General features: G+C 76.4%; 7 protein-coding genes. 4 read left to right on the top strand and 3 right to left on the bottom strand.

The genetic code is table 11. The features are described from left to right. Positions 1–1,158, top strand: a 1,158-nt coding sequence (locus GQS09_RS14195) for an acyl-CoA dehydrogenase family protein (protein ID WP_207957818.1), incomplete at its 5' end; no start/stop codon positions are given. Further along, positions 1,152–2,231, top strand: a complete 1,080-nt coding sequence (locus tag GQS09_RS14190; RefSeq protein WP_165986415.1) for a type III polyketide synthase — start codon at positions 1,152–1,154, stop codon at positions 2,229–2,231. The genes GQS09_RS14195 and GQS09_RS14190, both read left to right, overlap by 7 nt. Positions 2,232–2,258: 27 nt before the next feature. On the opposite strand, the gene GQS09_RS14185 is transcribed toward GQS09_RS14190, so the two are convergent. The 3 genes from GQS09_RS14185 to GQS09_RS14175 all read right to left on the bottom strand — a co-directional run bounded on the left by GQS09_RS14185 (position 2,259) and on the right by GQS09_RS14175 (position 4,937). Further along, on the bottom strand, positions 2,259–2,801 hold the full coding sequence (locus tag GQS09_RS14185) for a type 1 glutamine amidotransferase domain-containing protein (RefSeq protein ID WP_165986414.1): 543 nt from the start codon (positions 2,799–2,801) through the stop codon (positions 2,259–2,261). Between the two features lie 112 nt (positions 2,802–2,913). Further along, positions 2,914–3,777, bottom strand: coding sequence for a Rieske (2Fe-2S) protein (locus GQS09_RS14180; protein ID WP_165986419.1), 864 nt, complete (start codon positions 3,775–3,777; stop codon positions 2,914–2,916). A 155-nt stretch (positions 3,778–3,932) separates the two neighbouring features. Further along, positions 3,933–4,937, bottom strand: a complete 1,005-nt coding sequence (locus GQS09_RS14175) for a Gfo/Idh/MocA family protein (RefSeq protein WP_165986413.1) — start codon at positions 4,935–4,937, stop codon at positions 3,933–3,935. Between the two features lie 222 nt (positions 4,938–5,159). On the opposite strand from GQS09_RS14175, the gene GQS09_RS14170 reads away from it, so the two are divergent. Both GQS09_RS14170 and GQS09_RS14165 read left to right on the top strand, forming a co-directional pair. Further along, on the top strand, positions 5,160–6,128 hold the full coding sequence (locus GQS09_RS14170) for a hypothetical protein (protein WP_165986412.1): 969 nt from the start codon (positions 5,160–5,162) through the stop codon (positions 6,126–6,128). Between the two features lie 117 nt (positions 6,129–6,245). After that, complete coding sequence (locus GQS09_RS14165; RefSeq protein ID WP_165986411.1) at positions 6,246–7,208, top strand: LysR family transcriptional regulator; 963 nt, start codon at positions 6,246–6,248, stop codon at positions 7,206–7,208. Positions 7,209–7,221: the final 13 nt, after the last annotated feature.

Raw genomic sequence — 7,221 nt, 5'->3', positions numbered from 1 at the left:
GCCCTGGCCCGCGCCCGGGACCTCGCCCCCCGCCTGGCCGCCCGCGCCGCTGGGCACGACACCGCCGGCACCTTCCCCGCCGCCGACTTCGCCGACCTGCGCGCCGCCGGACTGCTCGGCCTGCTGGTGCCCACCCGCCTCGGCGGCACCGGCGCCGGCTTCGCCGACTACACCGCCGTGGCCGCCGAACTCGCCGCCGGTGCCGGCGCCACCGCGCTGATCTACAACATGCACGCCTCCGTCACCGGGGCGCTCGCCCACACCCCCGACGACCTCGCCCGCGAGCTCGGCGCCCCCGACAGCTTCTTCAGCGCCCGCGACCGGATGCTGCGGCGGGCCGCCGAGGGCGCCCTGTACGCCGTCGCCATGAGCGAACGCGGCGCCGGCTCCCGGCTCTCCCGTCTCACCACCGCCTACCGCCGCACCGAGCACGGCTACCGCATCACCGGCACCAAGAGCTTCGTCTCCGGCGCCGGCCACGCCGACGCCTACCTCGTCGCCGCCCGCGACCGCACCGCCGACGAACCCCGCGTGTCGTACTTCCTCGTCCCCGCGGGCGACGGGGTGCGCGTCGACCCGGTCTGGGACTCCCTCGGCATGCGCGCCACCGGCAGCCACGACCTGCACCTGGACACCGAGGTCCCGGCCGAGGCCCTGCTCGGCGGCATCGAGGGAATCGCCCTGCCCATGGCCCAGGTCATGCCCCAGTGGCTGGTCGCCTCCTACGCCGCCGTCTATGCCGGCGTCGCCCGCGCCGCCCTCGACACCGCCGCCGCCCATCTGCGCGAACGAGGGCTGCACACCCTCCCCGCGGTGCGGGCCCGCCTCGGCCGCGCCGACGCCGCGGTCGCCGCGGCCCGGCTGACCGTCGACGAAGCCGCCCGGCGGGTCACCGAACAGCCCGGCGAACCCGCAACCAACCGCTGGGTCTGGCGCGCCAAGCTCACCGCCGGCGACACCGCCGCCGCCGTGGCCTCCTCGGCCCTGGAGGCCGCCGGAGCCTCCGCCACCCGGCGCGGTCACCCCCTGGAGCGCCTCTACCGCGACGCCCGCTGCGGCGCCCTCCAGCCCGCCACCTCCGACGTGTGCGCCGACTGGCTCGGCATCGCCGCCCTGGGCGGCGACCCCGAACACGACGGGGAGGCCCCCCGATGGTGACCGCCGTCCTCACCGGGGTCGGCACCGCCCTGCCCCCGCCGGTGCACCAGGACGCCCTGTGGGACGGCTTCTTCCGCCACCACTTCGGCGGCAGCCGCATCGCCCGCCGGGTCTTCCACAACACCGGCGTGCGGCGCCGGCACACCGCGGTCAGCCCGCTCACCGAACCGGCCACCCACTGGTCCACCGCCGACCGGATGCTCCGCTACGCCCGGGAGGCCCCGGAACTGGGCCACCGCGCCGTGGCCGCGGCCCTGCGCGCGGCCGGCCGGGCCGCCGACGAGATCGGCCTGCTCACCGTCGCCTCCTGCACCGGCTACGACACCCCCGGCCTGGACATCCGGCTGGCCGGCTCGCTCGGCCTGCCCGCCGACGCCCGCCGCCTGCTCGTCGGCCACATGGGCTGCTACGCGGCGCTGCCCGCCCTGGGCAGCGCCGCCGACTTCGTCACCGCCCGCCGGCGGCCGGCCGTGGTGCTGTGCCTGGAACTTCCCTCGCTGCACCTGCAGCCGCCCACCGACGACCCCCAGCAGGTCGTGGTGCACGCCCTGTTCGGGGACGCCGCCGCGGCCGTCGTCCTGGAACCCGCCGGCCCCGGCCCGGCACAGCCGCCGCCCGGCCGGCGGGCCCTGGAACTGGTGGACCTGGCCGCCCACACCGACCCCGCCACCAGTGCGCTGATGACCTGGCGGATCACCGACCTCGGTTTCCGCATGGGCCTGTCGCCCGAGGTTCCGGACATCCTCGCCAAGCATGTGCGTCCGGTCACCGAGGAGCTGCTCACCCGCCACCGGCTGAAGCCGGCGGACGTGGCCGGCTGGGCCGTCCACCCCGGCGGCCCGCTGATCCTGGACACCGTCCAGGACGAACTCGGCCTGCCCCCCGCGGCACTGGCCCCCTCCCGCACCGTGCTGCGCGAGCACGGCAACTGCTCCTCGCCGACCGTGCTGCTCGTCCTCCGCGACCTGCTGGCGGGCGGCGCACTGCCGGACGGCGCACCCGTGGTCGCCCTGGCCTTCGGCCCCGGCCTGACCCTGTGCGCCGCCCTGCTGCGTGCCACGCGCTCCGGCTGAACGCCGGCCGGGCCAGGGCGGCCGGACTCAGGCGGCCACCCGGGAGAACTGCTCCAGCATCGCCCGGTTGAAGGCCGGCAGATCCGCCGGCTTCCGGCTGCTGACGAACACCGCAGGCCCCTCCCGGCAGAGTGCGACCTCCTGGTCGACCCAGTTCCCGCCGGCGTTGCGGATGTCGGTCTGCAGACTGGGCCACGACGTCAGGGTGCGTCCGCGCACCACGTCGGCCTCCACCAGCGTCCACGGCCCGTGGCAGATCACCGCCACCGGCCGGCCCGCGCGGCACATCTCCCGCACGAAGTCCACCGCGCCCCGGTCCGTGCGCAGGAAGTCCGGATTGGCCACCCCGCCGGGCAGCACCAGCGCGTCGTACTCGCCGGCCGTGGCCTCGGCGACCGTCTGGTCCACCGGGAACGTGTCCGCCCGGTCCAGATGGTTGAACGCCTGTACCTGCCCGCCGCGGGTGGACACCAGCCGCGGGGTCCCGCCCGCGTCCTGCACCGCCTGCCAGGGGCTGGTCAGCTCGACCTGCTCCACGCCCTCCGGCGCCACCAGAAATGCCACCTTCACCGCAGTCACCTCCTCGGTTCGGTTGTCCGGCCGCCCCGGTCCCGGCCGGGGCCGGCCACGCCGCTCCGGGTAACCGGTCCCCGTGCGGTTATGCGGTGATGCGGTCACCCGGTCACCCGGTCACCCGGTCATGCGGCGCCTGCCGTGCCCGGGCCTGAAGCCGCCCGTCGGCCACCCGCGTGTCGAACACCGGCTGCGGAGCCGTCGCCGGACCCGACACGTTCCAGCCGTCCGCCAGCCGGAACACGCTGCCGTGCCAGGGACACCGCACGCATCCGCCGGACAGTTCGCCCTCGGACAGCGGTCCGGCCATGTGGCTGCACCGGTCGGCCAGCACCCGGATCTGCCCGCCGGTCTCCCGCACCACCATCACCGGCACCTCGCCGACCCGGCGCCGGACCGCCTGCCCGACCGGGAAGTCCGCCACCGCGCCCAGCTCCTGCCAGCCGCTCCCGGCCACCCGGGACACCGCCTCGGCATGATTGACCGCGGCGCCCTGCCGGTAGGCCAGGTGCCCGCCGAGCGCGCCGCCGGCGCCGACCGCGGCCAGGCCCGCGAAACCCCACAGCCGGCCCCGGATGCCCCGGCCCCGCAGCCGGGCCGCCAGCGACATCGAGTAGCAGATCACCGCCGTGGCATTGGCGGCGGCATGGACGGCCCCCACTCTCCGGTGCGGTGCGGGCAGCTCCGCCCAGTCCACCCAGCCCGCGACCGCCGACGGCGCCGCCCCGGCCAGGCCGAGCGCCACCAGCGTCCCGGCCGACCGCCGCTTCCCGGGCAGCAGGTCCAGCACCGCGGCCGAGGACCAGGCACCCAGCGGGACCTGTACCAGCGCCGGATGCAGCGGATGCCCCAGCCAGCGTCCGTGCAGCGCGTCCCGGGCGCCGCCCAGCGGCAGCGCCCGCACACCGCGGCGCAGGCCGTCCAGTACGGGATCCATCGCGCGCGCGTGCTCCAGCCCGTCCACCGTGGCCATCACCCGTCCCGGGCGGTCCGGATCGGGCGCGACCGCGCGCAGCACCCCGGCCGCGCCGCGGAAGGATTCGGCGGCCGCGCCGCGCAGAGATTCAGTCAGTGACGACATACCGCCCGAATCCCCCCGGGTCCGCGCGCAAAACCGCGGCCGGCCGGCTACTCGCCCGGGTACCGCAGACCGATGCGGCGGCGCACCTCGTCCAGCGTCCCCATCACCGCCAGGGTGCCGTCCAGCGGCACCAGCTCCGACTCGGTACGGCCCTGCCGCAGGCAGCGCATGACCTCGCGCGCCTGGTGCCCGTACCCGTGGCCCTCGGGCGGCGGCCCGGTCACCGCCTCCGGCTCCCGCCCCGTCCGGTGCAGCACAAGCCCGGCCGGGCGGTAGAAGTCCGCCCCGATCTCGATCCAGCCCTCCGTGCCGTGCACCGCGGCCCGCTGGCCCTGCTGCGCCGCCAGCGAGCAGGAGAGCACCGCCATCGCGCCGCCGCGGTACCCCAGGAGCATCCCGGTGGTGCGGTCCACCCCGGTCTTGGCCGGGTCCGACCATGCCGTGATCTCGTCCGGCGCCCCCAGCAGCAGATGCGCGAACCACACCGGATAGGTCCCCACGTCCAGCAGTGCTCCGCCGCCCGCTGCCGGATCGAACAGCCGGTGCCCGGCGTCCTCCGGCACGGCGAACCCGAACTCGGCCTGCACCGAGCGCACCTCGCCGATCGCACCCGCGTCCACCAGCTCCTTCAGGCGGCGGATCACCGGATGGACCAGCGTCCACATCGCCTCCATCAGGAACACCCGCCGCTCCCGGGCGGCGGTGACCAGCTCCCGTGCCTGGGCCAGGTTGAGTGCCAGCGGCTTCTCGCACAGCACCGCCTTCCCCTCGGCCATGCAGGCCAGCGCCGCCGCCCGGTGGGCCGCGTGCGGCGTGGCCACGTAGACCACGTCCACCCCGGGATCCCGTGCCAGCTCCTGCCAGCTGCCGTACGCCCGGCCGATGCCGAACCGCCCGGCGAACCGCCGGGCCGACTCCCGGGTGCGGGAACCCACCGCCGCCACCCGGGCGCCCTCCACCCGCAGCAGATCCTCGGTGAACGCCGCCGCCATCCCTCCGGTGGCCAGAATTCCCCACCCCACGGGCCGGCCGGAACCGCCTACACCAGACATCGAACCCCACGCCTTCCCTGCGGGCGCTCCGCACCTCGGTTCTTGGGAGCGCTCCCAAACCCTCGCCGCGGCTCTCCGCCCTGTCAAGCAACGCTCCGTCAGCTCACCGCCGGCGGCCCCGCCCGCCCGGCCGCCCCGCCCGGCCGGAAAGGGCATACCGCCCGGGACGGGCACGGGATACCGTGGGAGCCACCGCACTGGCCACTCACGGGGGAGGCGCCGATGAACGGGACAACGGTCTGCTGGTACTGCCGTACGGAACCGGCCGACGCCGCCCGCGGCACCTGCGCAGGCTGCCGCCGCCATGGTGACGGACGCACCGCCGCGCGCCTGGCCGCGGTCCTGTCCGTACTGCTCGCCGCCTGCGCGGCAGCGGTCCTGCCGGCGCTGCTGGCGCTGCGGCGGGCCCTGGAGCAGGCGGCGTCGCAGCCCGTGCTGCCCGGGATGCCGGCGGACACCGCCGGCATGCCGGTCGAGGAGTACCTGGCCCTGCGCGAGGAGACCGACCGTGCCCGGGAGGCCGTGCTGGCACAGGACGCGGCGGTGATGGACGCGGTCCGGGACACCGCCTGGCCGCTGCTGCTGCTCCTGGTCGCCGCGCTGGCCCTCTGCCTGGCCTGGACGGGGAGCACCCGGCGCCTCGCGGAGCTCCTCTCGCCAGGCCGGGTGCACGACGGCTACCCCCGCCGGCTGCCGCTCTCCCTGCTGCCCGCCGCCCGCCTGGCCATGCCGATGCTGACCCTGCGCGGCGTGTGGCGGGCCTCGGCGCCGCGCGGCGCCGCCGGCCGGGCGGACCGCGGACGGCTCCTCGCGCTGTGGGCGGTGCTGTGGGCGGCGGGCGTGGCGACGGGTGTGTCCGGCTGGTGGCAATGGTGGGAGCAGGAGGGGCAGGCGCTGGGCCGGCTTGCCCGCCAGGAACCCCCGGCCGTGGCCGAACTGGAGGGTGCCGTGCCCCCTCTGCTGGCCTCCTCCGTCCTGCTGCTGTGCTGGGCACTGGTCGGCCTGGTCTGCGTGATCCGGATGACGCGGCGTCAGCGGGCCGCCCTGGCCGAGGGCCCGCCGCCGGCCCCGCGGGAGCGGTTCGGCGCGGAGCTGTCCGGGGCGGAGCTCGTCGACCGCTTCGCCGCCCACTGGATCACCGACCGCGCCGGGGAGCGGACACCGTCCGCCGCGTCCGGCCCCGGCCGCTGAGACCCGGCCCCGCTGCCGGCGGGGCGGCGTCGCCGGATGCCGTGGCCGTCCGGGCGGAGCGGCCGGTCACCGCCGGGGTGCCGGGCCGCCGGGGAGAGGACAGGAGGTCCGGCAAGGATGCCGGGAGCAGACAACGGAAGGCCCGCGGTCGACCTCGGGGATCTGCGGCTGTTCGCCGTGGTGGCCGAGGAACTGCATTTCGGCCGGGCCGCGGCCCGGCTGCATCTGAGCCAGCCGGGCCTGAGCTACCGGGTCAGGGCGCTGGAGGACGCCCTGGGATACCAGGTGCTCGCGCGCAACCGCCGCGGGGTGCGGCTGACGCCCGCGGGCGAGGTGCTGCTCGCCGGCGCCCGCCGGCTGCTGGGGGAGGCGCACCGGGTGGTGGACGACGGCGGGCGCGTGGCACGGGGCGAACTGGCCACGGTCCGTGTCGGGTTCGTGGGCACCGCGCTGTACAGCCTGCTGCCCGCGGTCCTGCGGGAGGCGCGGGTGCGCTACCCGGAGCTGCAGGTGCGGGTCGAGGAGCGCAAGAGCGCCGAGCAGGTGAGGCTGTTGCAGCAGGGGCAGCTGGATCTGGGCCTGGTGCACCTGCCGGTGGACCCGCGCAGCGGGCTGGAGGCCACTCCGGTGCTCGAAGACCCCGTGGGCATCGCCCTGCCGGCCGGTCACCGGCTGGCGGCCGGGGAGACGGTCGCGCTGTCCGATCTGGCGCAGGAGGCGTTCGTGCTGTTCCCGCGCGATCTGGAGCCGCAGACCTATGACCGGTACACCGACGCCTGCGTGACGGCCGGCTTCGCGCCCCGGGTGGCCCATGAGGCCACCGGGCTGCAGACGATTCTGGCCCTGGTCGCCGCGGGGACGGGCGTGGCGTTCGTGGCGCGGTCCGTCGCGCGCAGTCTGACCCGTTCCGGGGTGGTGTTCCGGCCGCTCCGCGGTGCCGCGCCGCACCTGGTGACCGGCCCGGTCAGGGTGGCGGGCAGCGGCCACCCGGGCGCGGCGCTGCTGCGCGAGATCGTCCTGGGACTCGGCACTGAGAGAAACGGCAAATCACAGGAGCCCGATTTCCTATTGGACGGATAACAGCCGGTCTCTC

It is taken from the genome of Streptomyces sp. YIM 98790 (assembly GCF_011421595.1).
Taxonomy (GTDB): Bacteria; Actinomycetota; Actinomycetes; order Streptomycetales; family Streptomycetaceae; genus Streptomyces.
The sequence above is the reverse complement of the archived record's forward strand: the minus strand, read 5'-3'. Positions and strand labels throughout refer to the sequence as shown.

Excerpts from the sequence above, each read along its gene's own strand:
- GQS09_RS14190 (WP_165986415.1), top strand. The coding sequence starts at position 1,152 with ATGGTGACCGCCGTCCTCACCGGGGTCGGCACCGCCCTGCCCCCGCCG.
- GQS09_RS14180 (WP_165986419.1), bottom strand. The coding sequence starts at position 3,777 with ATGGCCACGGTGGACGGGCTGGAGCACGCGCGCGCGATGGATCCCGTA.
- GQS09_RS14175 (WP_165986413.1), bottom strand. The coding sequence starts at position 4,937 with ATGTCTGGTGTAGGCGGTTCCGGCCGGCCCGTGGGGTGGGGAATTCTG.
- GQS09_RS14170 (WP_165986412.1), top strand. The coding sequence starts at position 5,160 with ATGAACGGGACAACGGTCTGCTGGTACTGCCGTACGGAACCGGCCGAC.
- GQS09_RS14165 (WP_165986411.1), top strand. The coding sequence starts at position 6,246 with ATGCCGGGAGCAGACAACGGAAGGCCCGCGGTCGACCTCGGGGATCTG.